Genomic DNA, 15,830 nt, shown 5'->3' on the forward strand with positions numbered 1-15,830 from the left:
AATGGTAAGCATGTCCAAACCCCTCATTCGTCTTCTGGGTCAGGGCGTGCGCTACGCGACTAAGCTTCGTGGTGGCGGTTCCGCGTTCCCCGGCCTCGTCATGGAAAAATTGCACCCGCAGTTCGTAGCCGAAGAGCTTGCGAAGCTGCCCTACGGCGTGGTCGTCGTTTCCGGTACGAACGGTAAAACTACCACCACGAAGATGGCTGTTCAGCTGCTTGAGGCGCAGGGCCTGAAGGTCTTCACCAACCGCACCGGCTCCAACTTTGTGCGCGGTGTGGCCGCCGCCCTGCTGGGTGAGATGACCCTCACCGGCAAGCTTGAGGCTGACATTGCTGTGCTGGAACTCGATGAGGCACACGCCGTGCACTTCGTGAAGGCTGTTAAGCCCGACTACGCGCTGTTGCTGAACGTTCTGCGTGACCAGTTGGACCGTTTCGGTGAGATTGATACGACCCGCCGCATGCTCGCGACCGTGGCCGCCGCAACCACCAACACCGTGGTGCTCAACCGCGAGGACCCGCGCATCCGCTCCCTCGCTGAGAATGTGCAGCCGGGCGTGAAGGTCAACTACTACGGCCTGGCCGAGTCCCTGCGCTCTTACTTCCCTTCGGACGATGAGATGCGCGGCGGCACTGTCGCGAAGCAGTCTCTGCCCAATGCCGACGTTACCCTCACCGCCTTCTCCGGCACCTCCGCAACTTTCGATGTGGCGGGGGAGCAGAAGGTCGGCGAGATCAACCTGTACGGCATCTACAACATCTTCAACGCCGCCGGCGCGATGGCCCTGACCCGCGCGGTCATGGGCGATAAGCTCGACGAGAGCGCGCTCATCGACGAACTGGCAAAGATTACCCCCGCCTTCGGCCGTGGCGAGACCCTGAATGTGAACGGCCGCCCGTTGCAGCTACTGCTCGTGAAGAACCCCAGTGGCTTCCGCCTGTCCTTGGCCAGCGCGAATGCTGACGACTACGCCACCATGATTACGATTAATGACCAGTACGCTGACGGTCGTGACGTGTCCTGGCTGTGGGATGTTGACTTCGACAGCCTGCGCGGCACCGGCGTGCAGATGGTCTCGGGTGTGCGCGCATGGGACATGGCGCTGCGCCTGGAACACGACGGCGTGAAGGTCGGCGAGGTCGACGAGAACCTGGCCGATGCGCTCAAGCAGTTCATCGCCTCCAGCGGGGATGCGCCCATGCGCATCTTCTGCACCTACACCGCCATGCTGGCCCTGCGTGAAGAGCTGGCAAAGATTACCGACGTTGAGAAGGTCTCATAATGACGGCAACCCACACTTTTGAGGGCACCCCGGCGCCCGGCCCGAACAACGGCAAGACGCTGCGCATCGTGCAGCTCTACCCGCTGGACATGAACATCTACGGCGACTGGGGCAACACCCTGGCGCTGGCTCGTCGCGCGCAGGCACACGGCTTCGACGTGCAAATTCTGGACCACAACCCCGGTCAGGCCTTCCCCGAGGATGTTGACATCATCCTCGGCGGCGGAGGCCAGGACTCCGGCCAGTCCGTGATTCAGGACGACCTGCACGCTATCGGCGGCACCCTGCGCTCGTTGGCCGAAGACGGCGTGCCCATGCTCGTCATCTGCGGCCTGTACCAGCTGTTTGGTAGGGAATTCCGCACCCGCGAGGGCGAGGTGCTCAAGGGCATCAACATCTTCGATGCGCACACGGTCGGCGGTGACGAACGCCTGATCGGCAACATCGTGGAGGAGTCTGAGGAGTTTGGTACCGTGATTGGTTTTGAGAACCACTCGGGCCTGACCTACCTGGGTTCCGGTTGCACCCCGCTTGCGACCGTGACCAAGGGCGCGGGCAATAACGTGACGGATTCCCACGAGGGTGCGCGCGTGCACAATGTCATTGGCACCTACCTGCACGGCTCGCTGTTGCCGAAGAACCCGAAGATTTCGGATTATCTGATTGAGCAGGCTGCGATTCGTCGTTTTGGTGAGTTCACGCCGAACGCGATTGACGACTCTCTGGTGGAGAAGGCGCGCGCCTCGGCTGTGTCTCGCCCCCGCTAGCGGTTTATTGACGTACTATTCCGGGCGCTGGCGTGCACTCTAGGAGGTGGTGCGCGCCTCCGCTACGGTATAGTTGATTGAGTTATAGTACAGTGCGCGGAACGTTTTGCTGTGCCCGCGCAGAGGTTTTGACTAAGGGAGATACGAATGTCGGGTCACTCTAAATGGGCGACTACTAAGCACAAGAAGGCCGCTATCGACGCTAAGCGCGCGAAGGCTTTCGCAAAGTTCATTAAGGCTATTGAGGTTGCGGCACGTATGGGTGGCGCCGATATCGCCGGTAACCCCGCTCTTGACCTTGCTGTGTCGAAGGCGAAGAAGAACTCCGTTCCCAACGACAACATTGACCGCGCAATTAAGCGTGGTGCTGGCCTGACCGGTGAGACCATCGACTACACCGAGATTATGTACGAGGCACGCGGCCCGCAGGGTACCGCTCTGTACATCGAGTGTCTGACCGATAACCGTAACCGTGCGGCTTCCGACGTTCGCCTGGCTGTGACCCGTAACGGCGGCAACATGGCTGACCAGGGTTCTGTGGCCTTCCTGTTCGAGCGCAAGGGCGTTGCTGAGGTGACCAAGACTGACGGTCTGACCGAGGACGACGTTCTGATGGCCGTTCTGGATGCCGGTGCTGAAGAGGTTCTGGACGAGGGCGATATCTTCACCGTGGTTTCCGCTGCAACCGACCTGCCCGAGATTCGTAAGGCTCTGGACGAGGCTGGCCTGGAGTACAACAACGACGACCCGGTCTTCCGCCCGACCATGCAGGTCGACCTGGACGCCGAGGGTGCCAAGAAGTTCCTGAAGCTGGCAGACGCCATCGAGGAACTGGACGACGTGCAGAACGTCTACTCGAACGCTAACGTCTCTGACGAGGTTGTTGCTCAGCTGGAAGCCGAGTAGTCACCGCCTGAGCGCGCCACTTCTGAGCGTGCACTGAAGCCACTTCCCGGCCGGTCTACCGCGTGTGGACCCGGCGGGAGGTGGCTTTTGAACGTTATGCCGACCGGTGCCCGACCTAAACGACCGGCCTAACGCTCGGCCGGGGATTCGGCTGGCGGACCCGCGAACCGTAGACCCCGCGAATTTTGGAAGGAAAGCACACGTGAACGCTGCATCTGCCGCGCGCGATAGCATGCGCGAAAACCATGCGGTCGCCGCCGTGGACCGCGTGCCGGGGGCGACCCGCATCATGGGTGTGGACCCCGGCCTCACGCGCTGTGGCTTCTCAATGCTGGACATGACCGCGGACCGTAAGGCGCACTTCGTGAACGTGGGCGTGGCGGGTACCGATCCGGCCCGCGCGCTGGACCAGCGCATCCTCTGGATTTTCAATGCGGCCTCGCACTGGCTGGACACCTACCGGCCCGACGCCCTGGCGATTGAGCGCATCTTTGCGCAGGAGCAGGTGAACACGGTGATTGGTACGGCGCACGCCTCGGGTGCGGTGATTTCTGCGGCGGCGATGCGCGGCGTGCCGGTGTTCTTCCATACGCCTTCCGAGGTGAAGGCGGCGGTGACCGGTAGCGGTCGCGCGGATAAGGCCTCGGTGGGCCGCATGGTGACCCGCATTTTGGGTTTGAATGCCATGCCGAAGCCCGCGGATGCGGCCGATGCGCTCGCCATCGCCATCTGCCACGGCTGGCGTGGCGGTGGTATTGGTTCGGGTATTAACATGTCGGCACAGACACAGACTCACCAGGGTTCGCGGCCCGCGAAGGCTCGCCGTGCGGGTGCGCTGACTCCCGCGCAGCGCGCCTGGATGGAGGCGGAGGCTAAGGCCCGTCGCTAGGGGCGCCGGATTCGCTAAAGAATTCGAATACCTCTTGATTTCAGAAGAAATATTCTAATATACTGATAGTGTCTTCCCGTGGCAGACCCGCCGGCCCCGATGCGCGCCGGCGGCACAGCAGGCCGCGGGGGAGTGCAGTATCGTTCGCCCCGGTGCGGGGCGTTGAAAGGTGGAGAGAATGATTGCATCGCTGACCGGCCGCGTGGCTCAGGTGGGGCTTGACCACGCGGTGATTGACGTTAATGGTTTCGGCATGCTGGTGCACGCTACCGCGCGCACTCTCTCCAAGCTGCGCACGGGAGAGGAGGCCTCCGTGCTGACCACCATGATTGTGCGCGAGGAGTCCATGACCCTTTACGGCTTCTCCGAGCCGGCCGAACGCGAGGTCTTTGACATGATGCTCTCGGTCTCGGGCATTGGCCCCCGCATCGCCCTGGCGGTGCTGAGCGTGCACACCGCCGCGGAGGTGGAGCGGGCCGTGGCCACCGGCGACGACAAGGCCTTCACGAAGGTTCCGGGCATCGGCCCGAAGGGCGCCCGCCGCATCGTGCTGGAGCTTGCCGGCAAGCTGATTCTCAGCGACGGCCAGACCGATGAACTGCCGCTGAGCCAGGGCATCGTGTGGAAGCCGCAGGTGCTGGATGCGCTGACCTCCCTGGGCTGGAGCGAGAAGGACGCCTCTGCTGCCATCGATGCGTATGTGAAGCACAATCCCGCCGCCGAGAGCGAACCGGTGGGTGTGGCTCTGCGCGGCGTGCTCGCCTCCTTGGGCACGCAGAACACGGTGGGTCGCCACTAGGGCCGCCTGCCGGGCGATCTGACTGACCCCGGCCGATTTTGGCGCGCCCGTTACCTCGCACCTCACTCACTCCACGAAAGAAGAATTTTATGACCCAGAACCCCTACGATCCGCAGGCCGCGGCGTCCCCGGTTTCCGGCGGGTATTTTCCCGGTCAGGTGCCCGGCGTCCCGGGCGCGCCCGCGCAGCGCCTGGTCGCGATGGAAGAAGAACCCGAAGAGAAAATGATTGAGGCGGCCCTGCGCCCCAAGTCCCTGGACGACTTCGTGGGTCAGCGCCGCGTGCGTCAGCAGCTTTCCCTCGTGCTGGAGGCCTCGAAGATGCGCGGCCGTAGTGCCGATCACGTGCTACTTTCGGGCCCTCCCGGCCTGGGTAAGACTACCCTCGCGATGATTATTGCGGCTGAGATGGACGCGCCGCTGCGCATCACCTCCGGACCCGCAATTCAGCATTCCGGGGACTTGGCGGCGATTCTGTCTTCGCTGACCCCCGGCGAGGTGCTGTTCCTCGATGAGATTCACCGCATGAGTCGCCCTGCTGAGGAAATGCTCTACATGGCGATGGAAGATTTCCGTGTGGACATTGTGGTGGGTAAGGGTGCCGGCGCGACCTCCATTCCGCTGGAGCTTCCGCAGTTTACCCTAGTGGGTGCAACCACTCGTGCGGGTCTGCTGCCCGGGCCCCTGCGCGACCGCTTCGGCTTTACCGGCCACCTGGAGTTCTACTCGGTCGAGGAGCTGGAGCTGGTGTTGCGCCGTAGCGCCGGCCTGATGGACATGCAGATTACCTCCGAGGGCTTCACCGAGATTGCGGGTCGTTCCCGCGGCACGCCCCGTATCGCGAACCGCCTGCTGCGCCGTGTGCGCGACTGGGCCCTGGTGAACGGTGTGGACCGCATCAATGCGCGTGATGCCGCGACCGCCCTGGACATGTATGAGGTTGATTCGCGCGGCCTGGACCGCTTGGACCGTGCCGTGCTGGAGGCGCTCATTCACAAGTTCGGCGGCGGACCGGTTGGCCTGTCTACCCTCGCCATTGCGGTGGGGGAGGAGACCGAGACCGTGGAGACCGTGGCGGAGCCCTATCTGGTGCGTGAGGGCCTGATTGGTCGCACCCCGCGCGGTCGCGTGGCCTTGCCTGCGGCCTGGGAGCACCTGGGTTTGGAGGCCCCCGAGATTCAGCTTTAGGGCACGGTCCGGGTGTTCGTCTGCCGGCTGGTTGGCCTTTTGAGCAGACCGGCGGTAGCTTCGGCGGGCTTTCAGGAGTCCGCGGTCTGCGAGTCGACGGTCTGCGAGAGCCGGCGGGAGCTCAACCGATGTTCCGACAGACCCTCAACGGACCCTCAACAGGCCCTAAAATTACGCCACGGGCTGGACAAAACTCAGGTAAACCTCACAAAAACGCTGGTTCGGTGCGCTAAAGCCCAGGCTCTCGCGTAGGATGGATACGTACTGTATCTACGATTCCACACCTTCTGGTACGCTCAACCCTCGCGGTGAGCGGTACGGGTGCGGATGTGAAAGTGAGACCATGGATTTTAACCTCCTGATTATGATTGCCCTGATGGCGCTGCTGGCTTGGATGATGATTTCCGCGCAGAAGCGTCAGCGTAAGCAGATGGAGGAACTGCGTGCAATGCAGCAGTCTCTCGTCCCCGGCACTCAGGTGATGACCGGTTCCGGCTTCTACGGCACCGTTGTCAACACCGATTTCGACAACAACAAGGTTCAGCTGGAGCTGGCCAAGGGTATTGTCATCACCGTGGCACTGAACGCCATTATGAGCATTGTTGAGGACGAGGCCCCCGCAGCACCCCTGACCGAGGATGTCGAGCCGGCATCCGCGGAATCTCAGGCTCCCGTGGAAGGCGGCGTTTCCGAGGACTCCTCGAAGACCGCCCAGTAACTTAAGACCGAACGACCCGGCGCCGCGCACTCGGCGTCGGGTTTTCGCGTCCGCTAAGGAATCTGTAGAACACCAAATCTACACACGAAAATACTCATAGAAGGAACATTATGGCTAAGCGTTCACCGCTTGCAGCCGCGCGAGGGGCGCTCCTCTCGATGGTCCTGCTCATGGTTGTGATGGCTGCCGGTATTTTTGGCAGCACCTATTCGGGGGGTTCGTGGGCGCCGAAACTGGCCCTGGACCTCTCGGGTGGTACGCAGATGATTCTCTCCCCGAAGGTCAACGGATCTTCGGAGGGGAACGTCTCCCAGGAGCAGCTGAACCAGGCGGTTGAGATTATTCGTCAGCGCGTTGACGGCGCCGGCGTGTCTGAGGCGGAGGTCACCACCTCCTTCGGCTCGGGTAATAACGTGGTCGTCTCGGTTCCCGGCACGATTAGCTCTGAGACCCGTCAGCTGATTCAGGCATCCGCAAATATGACGTTCCGCCCGGTCCTGGTGGCCGGTGAAGGCGCCGCGGTCGCTCAGGAATCCCGCACCGCGGACGACAAGCTACCCAAGCCGACCGCCGATCCGACTGACGGTTCGGACCACAACTGGATTACCGCCGACCTGTACAAGCAGTACGAAGCGAAGGACTGCACCGCGGCCCGCAACGAGGACGCGGATAGCGCCGACCCGACCAAGCCGATGGTGGCCTGCTCCGCCGACGGTAAGGAGAAGTACATCCTGGGTCCTGTGGAGCTGAGCGGTAGCGATATTTCTACCGCGAGCCACTCTCAGGAGACGAGCGGCCAGGGTGTGACCACCGGTCGCTGGGCTGTGAACATTCAGTTCAACGATGCTGCCCGTGAGAAGTTTCAGAACATTACTTCTCGCCTGAACGCGATTCGCGCCCAGAACTCTTCTGATGCGCGTGCTCGCTTCGCGATTATGCTGGACGGCAAGGTGCTGTCCGCCCCGATTTCTCAGGCCGTGATTTCTGACGGTAAGCCGCAGATTACCGGTAACTTCACCGAGCAGGAGGCGAAGGCTCTCGCCGATCAGCTCAAGTACGGTGCCCTGCCGATTAGCTTCACGATCCAGTCGGAGCAGCAGATTTCTGCAACTCTGGGTTCGGAGCAGCTGCGCGTGGGTCTGCTGACGGGTCTGATTGGTCTGTTGCTGGTGTTCGTGTATTCGCTGTTCCAGTACCGCCTGCTGGGCTTCGTGACGATCGTGTCACTGGTGGTTGCCGGCATCATTTCGTATGAGGCGATTGCTCTGCTGGGTTGGGCCCTGAACTACCGCCTGTCCCTGGCGGGCGTGGCCGGTCTGATCGTGGCGATTGGTGCGACGGCCGACTCGTTCATCGTGTACTTTGAGCGTATTCGTGATGAGATTCGTGCGGGCCGCACGATTCCCTCGGCCGTGAACCACGGTTGGAAGCGCGCATCCCGCACGATTCTGGCCTCGAAGGCCGTGAACCTGCTGGCCGCCGTGGTGCTGTACGTGGTGTCTGTGGGTTCGGTGAAGGGCTTCGCGTTCACGCTGGGTCTGACCGCAATCGCTGACCTTCTGGTGGTGTACCTGTTCACCCATCCGGCGCTGACTCTGCTGGCGAACACCCGCTACTTTGGCGAGGGCCACCGCCACTCGGGCCTGTCGCCTGAGTCGCTGGGTTCCACGCCGCTGTACCGCGGTGCCGGTCGCATCCGCACCACGGAGGAGAAGCAGTTGAGCATCGCTGAGCGTCGCCGTGCGGAACGTGCGGCTGAGGAGTCGGCCTCTGATGGTGCCGCTTCCGCTTCGGACGAGAAGAAGGAGAGCTAGGCATGGCTACCGATGTGAAACCTAATGCTTTTGCCCGCTTCGGTAACGACCTGCACTCGGGCGCCCGTTCGTACCCCTTCGTGGGTAAGCGTCGCCTGTGGTTGGCCCTGGCCGCGCTACTGATGGCCGTCTCGGTTCTGATTCCGGCGGTTGGCGGAGGCTTCAACCTGGGTATTGACTTCCGCGGCGGTTCGGAATTCGTGGTCTCGAAGACCGCGCACGTCGATGTTGCAACCGGCGAGCGCGTCATCCACGAGAAGGCGAAGGACGCCTCCGAGGTTCACGTGACTAACATTGCGCCGGGCACGATTCGCGCGCAGATGAGTAAGCTCAGCGATGACGAGACCCTGCAGGTGAAGAAGGCCCTGCAGGAGGCGTACGGCGTCTCTGAGAATGACGTGACCTCCTCGTTCGTGGGCCCGACCTGGGGCGCGGATGTGACCCGTCAGGCCTTCTGGGGTCTTGTGGTGTTTGTGATCCTGGCCCTGGTGGGTATGGCCTTCTACTTCCGCACCTGGAAGATGTCGTTGGCTTCGATTGCGGGTCTGTTCTTCACCGTGGTGGTGACGGTTGGCCTGTACGCGGCGTTCGGCTTCGAGATTACTCCAAGTGCAATTATTGGCTTCCTGACAATTTTGAGCTACTCGCTGTACGACTCGGTGGTGGTGTTCGATAAGATTCGCGAGAACACGGACGGCGTGCTGGAACGCCGCGACACGACCTTTGCCGAGCAGATTAACCTGGCCGTGAACCAGACCCTGGTCCGCTCGATTAACACCGCAATCGTGGGTGTTCTGCCGGTGGGCGCAATTCTGTTCATTGGTGCGTTCATGCTGGGTGCGGGTACGCTGCAGGACCTGTCGCTGTCGCTGTTCGTGGGTATTCTGGTGGGCATGTTCGGTACGCTGTTCGTGTCTGCCCCGCTGTACGCGACGCTCCGCCTGGGTGAGGCTAAGATTCGCGAGCACACCGCGAAGGTTGAGAGCGGCGATTTCAAGGACGATGAGGAGGCCGAGGAGTCTGACTCTGAGGGCTCCGAAGACTCTGGCAATGAGGGCTCTGAGGATTCTGCGGAGGCGCCCGCCAAGAAGTCGGTCAAGAAGCCGGCCCGTGCGACGATTGAGATTCATCGCGTGAATGTGAGCGAGTAGCCTGCGTTTTCGCTGATGCTGGGGGGAGTCGATACCGAAAGGTGTCGGCTCCCCTTGAGTATGTCCGGTTGAGTGTGCCCGGGTGTGTGGGGTGGGGGCGTGTCGTAACGTTGTATAGTTTGGTGCCTTCCGGGACGCTGGGTAGGATAAGAAGAGAAGAAGCTGTGCGCCCGCGTGTGAGCCAGCCAACCGGCCCGGTGGTAGCTTTCGACGATGAGGAACCCGGGCGTGCGGCGGATTATCGTGAGCCTGAAGGAGCCTGGAATGTGTGCAGTACCTGCTGTGAATGCCAATGCTGAGATCCCCGCGCCGAATGAGGGCGCCCAGGTGAAGCCTTCTCAGCCCGCGCCGAATCGGGCTGAAGCTAAGCGAGCCGAGTCTGACCAGAACACCGCCGCACAGGCCGCCGTTGAGACCGAGATGAAGTCTACTGCTGAACCTTCCGCCGTGGAAGTTGCGGAGCCCGAGGACAAGCCTGCGGTTCGTCCCGCGGGCCCGATTCCTCTGCCTGAGACTGACGCATCCGTTGCGAAGAAGCACCGCGGCTCGCACCGAGTCATGGCTGCTGGTGGGCGCAGGCCGAACCGCCTGGTCTTTGGCGGCCGCACCACCATGCAGACTTCCGGCGCGAACGGCGAGACGATTCACTTCTCCCCGATGATTGCGCCGGTCGTGCGCGCGGTGCGTCGCTACCACCCCGACGAGGATATCCGCGTGTTGCAGCGCGCCTACGAGGTGGCGAATCATTACCACGAGGGGCAGAAGCGTAAGAGTGGCGACCCGTACATCACGCATCCGGTGGCGGTGACCGCGATTCTTGCGGAGATGGGTGCGACCGGTCCCGTGCTAGCCGCCGGCCTGTTGCATGACACGGTGGAGGACACCGACTACACGATGGAGCAGCTGACTCATGATTTTGGTGAGGAGGTTGCCTACCTGGTTGACGGTGTGACCAAGCTGGACAAGATGACGTACGGCGAGAACGCTTCCATTGAGACGATTCGTAAGCTTGTGCTGTCCATGAGCAAGGACATTCGTGTGCTGCTCATTAAGCTTGCTGACCGCCTGCACAATGCGCGTACGTGGCGTTTTGTGCCGCAGGCTTCTGCCGCGAAGAAAGCGGAAGAGACCCTGAAGATTTACGCGCCGCTCGCGCACCGCCTGGGCTTGAACACGATTAAGTGGGAGCTGGAGGATCTGTCCTTCGCCGCGATGAGCCCGGAGATTTACGCCGAGATGGTGCGCATGGTTGGCGAACGCACTCCTGCCTTGGAGAAGTTCCTGAATGAGGCGCGCACTAAGATTATGGAGCGCCTGAAAGAGGTGGGCATTGACGCGACTGTGACTGGCCGCCCGAAGCACTACTATTCGATTCATCAGAAGATGAAGACGAAGGGTCGCAGCTTCGACGAGATTAATGACATCCTCGCGGTGCGCATCATGGTTGAGGAAGAGGCAGAGTGCTACACCGTGCTCGGCCACGTGCTGTCCCTGTGGCCGTCGATGACTGGCCGTTTTAAGGACTACATTAAGAACCCGAAGAACAATAACTACCAGTCGTTGCACTTGACTGTGTATGGTCCGGGTAACCTGCCGCTTGAGATTCAGATCCGAACCTACAAGATGCACGAAGAAGCTGAGTACGGTGTGGCTGCGCACTGGCGCTACAAGGCTGCGTCGCGCGGTGAGAAGGTTGCTCAGCGTAATGGCGCGCCTGCGAAGGATCCGAAGGAGCCGGGTACTCAGACCTCGGCGATGATGAACGTCGGTATTCTGCAGTCGATTGCTGAGATTTCGAATTCGAACCCGGAGTCTGAGAAGTTCTACGAGTCTTTGGCGGAGACTCTGGATACGGATGAGATTGTGGTGCTCACCCCTAATGGTGAGGCGATTGCTCTGCCCAACGGCTCCACCCCTGTGGACTTCGCCTACGCTATTCACAGTGAGGTTGGTCACCGTACGGTGGGTGCGAAGGTCAACGGCCGCCTGGTGCCGTTGCATACGGTCTTGCCTACGGGTGCGACGGTTGAGATTATGACCACGAAGAACGAGGATGCTGGCCCCAGTGAGGACTGGCTGAAGTTCGTTCGCTCCTCGCGTGCCCGCACGAAGATTCGTCAGTATTTTGCGAAGGAACGCCGCCTGGAGGCGCTGCTCGCCGGCCGTGAGATGCTGACGAAGAGCATGCGTAACAGTGAGTTGCCGTTGCAGAAGATGATGAGCCCGGAGATTATGACTCAGGTGGCTCAGCTGTTGCATAAGAATGATGTGGCGTCGCTGTACCGTGCGATTGGTGAGCATGAGATTGCGCCGAAGCAGGTCATTGATACCCTGGTTGAGGTGCATCGCGGTGACGAGCCGGCGCCTGAGGTTGAGGTTACCGACTTTGATGAGACGCTGCTGAAGTCGACTCGTAAGGCGATTGGCGATAATGGTGTGATTGTTCCGGGTGCTCCGGGCGTGTTGACGAAGATTGCGCGTTGCTGCACCCCGGTTCCTCCGGATGACATTATCGGCATTGTGACTCGTTATAACGGCATTTCGGTGCACCGCCGTGATTGCCCGAATATGCGTAATGCTGATGAGGAGCCGCGCGTGACGACGGTTGAGTGGGCTTCGACTCCGTCTGCTACGTATCGTGTGCAGATTCAGGTGGAGGCGTTGGACCGTAAGGGTTTGTTGAACGATTTGATTCGTGCAATTTCTGAGTCTGGCGTGAATATTGTGGATGCGCGTGTGCACACGTCGGAGGATCGTACCGTGGTGGACCGTTTTGCGGTTGAGCTGGGTGACCGGTTCATGCTGGAGAATGTGTTGAATGTGGTGCGTAATGTTGCTGGCGTGTACAAGGCGTACCGCCTGACTGGCGCGAAGCCCTCGGAGGCGTAAATACTTTTCTGCGCCCAGAAGCCACATGTGTTTCGAAAAGCCACTTCTTTGGTGGCTTCTCGAAACACATGTGGCTTCTCGCCGTTTTCGGGTAGGTGGCGGCACTGTATCGGCACGAATCTACGCGGCTGGTTGGCCCCCTCTGCACAGCGCCGATTTTCGGTCATGAGTTAGTGACTTTGGCGGGGGTTAAAACCCCAGCCCAGAGTCACTAACCCATGGTCGAAGTCCGTAACCCATGACCGAATTTCCCGCACGGCGGGGGAGTTTGGCGGGGGAGCGTGCCTCCAGAAAACCCCTCGTCACCCAATATTTTTTTGCGTATTTTCTCCGGCGTGGGGCGGCACAGCCCCTTATCTTGTCAGGGGTCCCTCCTATTCTGTCACCAGAAGCACCGAAATTCGCAGAGTTGGGAAGGAAGAGACTATGGGTAACCTCGGTATGACCGCAGCAGTGACCGCACTTTTACTGGTGTTTGCGACTTTATGCCTTATTTTCCGGATGGTTCTTGAATCAACTGGATATTCTTGGTATGCAACGGCTAGGAAGGAGATAATTACTAGTATCCTAAATAAATTTGGTATATCTAGAGAATCAAAAGTTGAATATCTTAAGCGGTTTGGAAAAGCCTCAATAAAGAACGCTGTATTTAATATATCTCATCCATTTCATCTGTTTCCTCCCAAAGATGTAGATAATGAATTTAAAGATAAGGTTCAACATTTTCTAAAGTGGGTTGAAAAGGGGCCAAGCTCTATTGCACAAAGTCATTGCATTGATTCATTGGCTCAGCTAGAAAAAATGACTGGTATCACCCCTAAATATGACCCATCTAGGGAGGTTTATCTATCTTTAAGGGATTTTTGTTCCGAGGTAGAGGAAATTAAATATGCAGATTTTATTAGTTATGATGAAATTCTTAACCTCATCAAAGAAGAAAGTATTCTGGCAAAGTGTTCTTGGGTTAAGAAGCGCTGGCAATCTGGCTACCTCCTTCCCTTGATGCGTGATTTTGTTGATTATGCCGGGAGGGGAACGACTATTGGGTTGTTTATTGGTTTCACTATTGCCTTAATTCAAGGAGACCCTTTTGGTTTGGTTATAACGGTAATTCCTGTAGTTGGTGCTATTATTGGGGCAATTTCATACTCTATAAAAATTGACCTTATCGAGAATGAAGTGAATAGGGTCAACAAGGGAAAGTATAAAACCCCTATAAGGGTAGTAGTTAGATCTATTGTTTTCACTTTGTGTGTTTACTTATTTTTGAACGCTAGTTTTCTGATAGTTGCTCTACTATATGGGCCAAGATTTGGTGGTTAATATATCGATGATTCAATCTCTTGGTAGATTATTCTCCCTCTAATGGTTGGTGAGTTAGGAATAGTGATGCTATTGCATCGTTGTAGCAGAGTAAGGCCTGTACTCCAGAGATAGCCGTAAACTTCCCATCCAGTCTGCCGGGTAGCTAATCCGCATTGGCAGCCCGGCGGGCTGGTCTGTTTTGGTGTGTTAGAAGCTTTCACGAGTTCGTTGCTTCCGTAATCTTCCGGGGGGGGGCGCCTCCAGAAATCCCTCGTCACACATATTTTTTTGCGTATTTTCTCCGGCGCGAGCGGTGCAGCCCCTTATCTTGTCAGGGGTGCCCCGTAGCTTTGGTCGTAGAGAACAACGACGCGTTCTCATTCCTCCATTGAGCAACCTAAGGCGACCAAAGGAGAAACCCATGTACACGGATGGCTACTACAGTGATGAAGACTTCCGCACCTTCTGCTCCGGTCAGGACGCCGCCAACATTGACGACTTCTTCACCGACAACGGCGAATACCTTATGGAACACCTGCCCGAAGTCACCGACCGCGAGTTCCTCGCCGGCCTCCGCTACGGTAACCACTGCGATGCTCTCTGCCAGAGCGGATACGCCCTCGACGAGGCGGAAGATGCCCTCCGCGACATGTACGCGCTCGCCGTTTAGCCCGCCCACCCACCTGTCACAGATGGGGATCCGGTCATGAGTTCCGGATTTCTGCCATAGGTTAGCGTCTTTGGTCGTAGTTAGAAGCCATGGTCGAAGACGCTAAACCATGGCACAAATTCTGTAGGGGCGGCGCCTCCGCGTGTGCAGAGATATTTGATGCATAAAGCAATGAAGTATCCGAATAGTGATGATTCATCACCGTAATAACTAAAAGAATGCAAATGATGGCAAATATACGGTATGGTGGATAACACAATGTTTTAATAGCGCATTGATGCGCCTATTGGACACATCGCGGGGCTGTTTACCTTCCGGTACTCAGTTTGACCTGTAAATAACAGCCCGACATGCACATATACACACCATCACCGACGATAGGAGAGTATCTTCTATGGATTCGACCATCTTTAATCGCCGTACCCTGCTGGGCGGCGGCGCACTTGTGGGCCTGGGGGCCCTGCTCACCGCCTGCGGCCAGCAGGCTTCTAATGAGGCGGCAGCCACCGCATCCGCTGCGCCGAGCGAGTCGGCGGCTTCTGCTGCGGCATCTGACGCGGCTTCTGCATCGGCTACTCCGAGCCCGCGAGTAACTCGCGGGTATTCAGGTAATTCCAAAGCACCTGACGGCGAATACCGCAAAGCCGATGGTTACGGACCTGCACAAAACGTTCCCAAGCCTCGCAATGAACCTGCACAGTATCCTGAAAACGAAGAGGGTCTCATCCATATGATGGAAGACTGGGTGGTTGCTCATAACTACGGTATTCAGACCGGCAACTGTTCACCAGCCAAAAAATATGTTTCTGAGAGCACTGAAGAATACAAGTTCTATGAGTATCTTGAGGGACTCTACCAGCGCGGAGGTTGGGTAATCGAAGGACTCGACTCATATCAGCAGGAGGGCATACCTATCTATGATGAGAAGCAGAAGGTTTACCGCATGAAAATTCGTGTTTTTTGGAGTATTGCAATGTATATTGAGCCTGACGGAAAAATTACAAAGCAAGCAAACACCAACAAAGATGATGATAAATTCAATTTCTTCTTCAGCTACTCTAATGGTTATTGGAAAATTATTGGCAGTGGAGAAGGAGATGAGCTCAAAGATGAATAGCGGCATCAAATATATTGGAATATTCTGCGTATCAGTTTTGTCTGCTTCTCTACTAATCTCTCCAACTGCACATGCTGAAGAATGCACAAATCCTAATTCTAACGGTCATTGCTATAAGGTTCCGAACCCACCGAATCGCCGATCGAGAACAGCGGATAAAAATAAAGAGGAAAATTCTGAAGTCCCTAGCGATTCCTCGAATGCTTCCCAGTCTATCAACCAAGAATATTTTGATTATGAAACATGGTTTAAAAATAACTACCAATCAATAACCGATGAAATCGGTGCTACAATGCACGCCCGCAAGACCCAAAACCGCCACCCCGGTGAACC

Annotated in this window: 14 protein-coding genes; all 14 read left to right on the forward strand. The window is 58.3% G+C overall.

Annotated elements, in window-relative coordinates:
* Window position 1 precedes the first annotated feature (1 nt).
* Complete coding sequence (locus JX292_RS08885; RefSeq protein WP_204863454.1) at window positions 2-1,285, forward strand: Mur ligase family protein; 1,284 nt, start codon at window positions 2-4, stop codon at window positions 1,283-1,285.
* Complete coding sequence (locus tag JX292_RS08890) at window positions 1,285-2,052, forward strand: type 1 glutamine amidotransferase (protein WP_204863455.1); 768 nt, start codon at window positions 1,285-1,287, stop codon at window positions 2,050-2,052. The genes JX292_RS08885 and JX292_RS08890 overlap by 1 nt, the downstream gene beginning before the upstream one ends.
* A 147-nt stretch (window positions 2,053-2,199) precedes the next feature.
* Window positions 2,200-2,958 carry a YebC/PmpR family DNA-binding transcriptional regulator gene (locus JX292_RS08895; protein ID WP_204863456.1) on the forward strand — a complete coding sequence of 253 codons (759 nt, stop codon included), beginning with the start codon at window positions 2,200-2,202 and terminating at the stop codon, window positions 2,956-2,958.
* Window positions 2,959-3,190: 232 nt separating this feature from the next.
* Window positions 3,191-3,847 carry a crossover junction endodeoxyribonuclease RuvC gene (gene ruvC, locus JX292_RS08900; RefSeq protein WP_204863466.1) on the forward strand — a complete coding sequence of 219 codons (657 nt, stop codon included), beginning with the start codon at window positions 3,191-3,193 and terminating at the stop codon, window positions 3,845-3,847.
* A 178-nt stretch (window positions 3,848-4,025) separates the two neighbouring features.
* Window positions 4,026-4,646 (forward strand): Holliday junction branch migration protein RuvA, encoded by a 621-nt coding sequence (ruvA, locus tag JX292_RS08905; protein ID WP_204863457.1) that lies wholly within the window; start codon window positions 4,026-4,028, stop codon window positions 4,644-4,646.
* A 200-nt stretch (window positions 4,647-4,846) separates the two neighbouring features.
* Window positions 4,847-5,833 (forward strand): Holliday junction branch migration DNA helicase RuvB, encoded by a 987-nt coding sequence (ruvB, locus tag JX292_RS08910; RefSeq protein ID WP_204863467.1) that lies wholly within the window; start codon window positions 4,847-4,849, stop codon window positions 5,831-5,833.
* A gap of 343 nt (window positions 5,834-6,176) precedes the next feature.
* Window positions 6,177-6,551: a preprotein translocase subunit YajC gene (gene yajC / locus JX292_RS08915; RefSeq protein WP_239653712.1), complete on the forward strand. Its 375-nt coding sequence runs from the start codon at window positions 6,177-6,179 to the stop codon at window positions 6,549-6,551.
* 110 nt (window positions 6,552-6,661) lie between these two features.
* Window positions 6,662-8,365 (forward strand): protein translocase subunit SecD, encoded by a 1,704-nt coding sequence (gene secD, locus JX292_RS08920; RefSeq protein ID WP_204863459.1) that lies wholly within the window; start codon window positions 6,662-6,664, stop codon window positions 8,363-8,365.
* Between the two features lie 2 nt (window positions 8,366-8,367).
* A complete protein-coding gene (gene secF / locus JX292_RS08925; protein WP_070825362.1) occupies window positions 8,368-9,516 on the forward strand; it encodes a protein translocase subunit SecF in 1,149 nt (382 codons plus the stop codon).
* Window positions 9,517-9,780: 264 nt separating this feature from the next.
* Window positions 9,781-12,405, forward strand: coding sequence for a RelA/SpoT family protein (locus JX292_RS08930; RefSeq protein WP_239653713.1), 2,625 nt, complete (start codon window positions 9,781-9,783; stop codon window positions 12,403-12,405).
* A gap of 426 nt (window positions 12,406-12,831) precedes the next feature.
* Window positions 12,832-13,728, forward strand: coding sequence for a hypothetical protein (locus tag JX292_RS08935; RefSeq protein ID WP_204863460.1), 897 nt, complete (start codon window positions 12,832-12,834; stop codon window positions 13,726-13,728).
* A gap of 403 nt (window positions 13,729-14,131) precedes the next feature.
* The gene (locus JX292_RS08940; RefSeq protein WP_204863461.1) at window positions 14,132-14,380 is read left to right on the forward strand and encodes a hypothetical protein; all 249 of its coding nucleotides are present in this window, start codon (window positions 14,132-14,134) and stop codon (window positions 14,378-14,380) included.
* A gap of 394 nt (window positions 14,381-14,774) precedes the next feature.
* The gene (locus JX292_RS08945) at window positions 14,775-15,497 is read left to right on the forward strand and encodes a DUF6318 family protein (protein ID WP_204863462.1); all 723 of its coding nucleotides are present in this window, start codon (window positions 14,775-14,777) and stop codon (window positions 15,495-15,497) included.
* Window positions 15,478-15,830 (forward strand): hypothetical protein (locus tag JX292_RS08950; RefSeq protein ID WP_204863463.1); only part of this gene is annotated, 353 nt, incomplete at its 3' end. The genes JX292_RS08945 and JX292_RS08950, both read left to right, overlap by 20 nt.

The sequence above is a fragment of the Rothia mucilaginosa genome (assembly GCF_901875305.1).
Taxonomy (GTDB): Bacteria; Actinomycetota; Actinomycetes; order Actinomycetales; family Micrococcaceae; genus Rothia.